Source organism: Caulobacter sp. P1_B12_2 (assembly GCF_056406675.1).
Genome location: NZ_JBFTZS010000598.1, coordinates 1 through 2226, shown reverse-complemented (window position 1 = coordinate 2226; position 2226 = coordinate 1). Strand labels below are relative to the sequence as shown.

2 protein-coding genes are annotated in these 2226 nt (G+C 70.7%); both read left to right on the top strand.

The features are described 5' to 3' along the window. Nucleotides 1–675, top strand: a 675-nt coding sequence (locus AC1DZ6_RS23840) for a glycoside hydrolase family 97 C-terminal domain-containing protein (RefSeq protein WP_477099585.1), incomplete at its 5' end; no start/stop codon positions are given. A gap of 10 nt (nucleotides 676–685) precedes the next feature. Then, the coding region (locus tag AC1DZ6_RS23835) for a WD40/YVTN/BNR-like repeat-containing protein (protein WP_477099584.1) at nucleotides 686–2226 on the top strand (1541 nt) is incomplete at its 3' end.

Below are 2226 nucleotides of genomic sequence, written 5' to 3'. Positions count from 1 at the left end.
GGCCGGCGCCACCTGATGGTCGATCTGCACGGCGCCGAGCATCCCACCGGCCTGATCCGCACCTATCCGCACTACCTGACCCAGGAAGGCGTGCTGGGCGCCGAGTACAACAAGTGGAGCCGGCGGATCACAGCCACCCACAACGTCACCCTGCCCTATACCCGCATGCTGCTGGGGCCGATGGACTACACGCCGGGCGGCTTCCGCAACGTGGCCCCGGCCGCCTTCAACCCGCGCAACGACCTGCCGTTCGTCCAGACCACGCGCGGCCAGGCCCTGGCCATGTACGTGGTCTATGACAGTCCGTTCGGCCTGGTGTCGGACAGCCCCGACACCTACCGCGACAGCCCGGCCGGCCTGGACTTCGTCAGCGCCGCCCCGACCACCTGGGACGAGACGCGGTTCATCACTGGCGAGATCGGCCAGTCCATCGTCCTGGCCCGCCGCAAGGGCGCGGACTGGTGGATCGGCGCCATGACCAACGAGGCGGGACGGACCGTGAAGGTCCCGCTGAGCTTCCTGGGCGCGGGCGCCTTCGCCGCCGACATCCGCCAGGACGGCGCGGCGCCGACCGATCTGGTCGCCAGCAAGCAGACGGTGAAGGCCGGCGACGTCCTGACCCTGAAGTTGGCGCCCAGCGGCGGCGCGGCTGTCCGCCTGACGCCCGTTCGCTAGAGGAGGTCGCTTGGCCTCGTTCAACCGCATCCTGGCCCTCGCGGCGATCGTCGGCGCACTGGCCCTGGCCGAGCCGGTCCTCGCCGCGTCGCCGACGGTTCAGCCCTACAGCTGGAAGACCGTCGAGGTGCTGGGCGGCGGCTTCGTCAGCGGCGTGGTCTATCACCCGACCGAGAGGGGGCTGGTCTACGCCCGCACCGACATCGGCGGCGCCTATCGCCTGGACCGGATGACCAACCACTGGGTGGCGCTGAACGACGGCCTGACGCGCGCCGACGGACAGTTGGCCGGAGCCTTGAGCTTGGCCGTCGATCCGCGCGACCCGAACCGGCTCTACATGGCGGCCGGCGAATACACCCGCGACGGCGCGCGCGGCGGGGCCGTACTGCGCTCCACCGATCGCGGCGCGACCTGGGCCAAGGCCGAGCTGCCAGTCAAGATCGGCGGCAACGAGGACGGTCGCAACACCGGCGAGCGGCTGATGGTCGACCCCGCCAACGGCGCGGTGCTGCTGCTCGGCGCCAAGGACGGGCTCTATCGCAGCGCCGACCATGGCGCGACCTGGTCGCGGGTCGAGGCCTTCCCGAAGGTCCACGTCACCCTGGTGGCCTTCGATCCGGTCCTGAAGACCAAGACCGGTGGGACGGCGATCGTCTATGCCGGGTTCGCTACGAYGAGCGACGGYGGCCTGCTGGTCAGCACCGACGGCGGCGCGACCTGGGGCCTGGTCACCGGCCAGCCCAAGGGCCTGGTCCCGCACCATCTGGCGATCGACGCCAAGGGCGTCGTCCATGTCGCCTACGGCAACGGCTTGGGCCCCAACGGCGTGACCGACGGGGCGGTCTGGAAACTGGACCCCGATAGCGGCGCCTGGACCGACATCACGCCGGTCAAGCCGAGCGGAACCGACGTGTTCGGCTATGGCGGCCTGAGCCTGGACCCGGCTCGTCCCGGCGTGATCGTGGTCTCCACCCTCGACCGCTGGGCCATGGGCGACGACGTCTTCCGCAGCGCCGACGGCGGCAAGAGCTGGAAGGCCTTGCGCGATACGTCCGAGCACGATGTCGGCCGCGCGCCCTGGATCCACAGCCTGGAAAGCAAGGCCGGCCGCCGGATGGGCCACTGGATCGGCGACATCGACATCGACCCGACCAATCCGAATGAGGCGATCTATGTCACCGGCTACGGCCTGTGGCGGACCCGGAACCTGACCGAAGCCGACCGCTCGGGCCGCACGTCCTGGCGGTTCGACGACGAAGGGCTGGAAGAAACGGTGGCCCTGGAACTGGTCACCCCGCCGGGCGCGCCGTTGATCAGCACGATCGGCGACATCGGCGGCTTCCGGCACGACGATCTCGATAGCGCGGGGGGCAGCCGCTATTTCGACCCGCACGGCGGCACCAATCGCGGCCTCGACTTCGCGGCCCTGCGTCCCGAGATCCTGGTGCGGACCAGCGACCCGACGCCGACCGCCGGCTTCCGCTCGACCGACGGCGGCAAGACCTGGACGCCCCTTCCCGCCTCCCCGCCCCGCGACGCCCACATCCACAC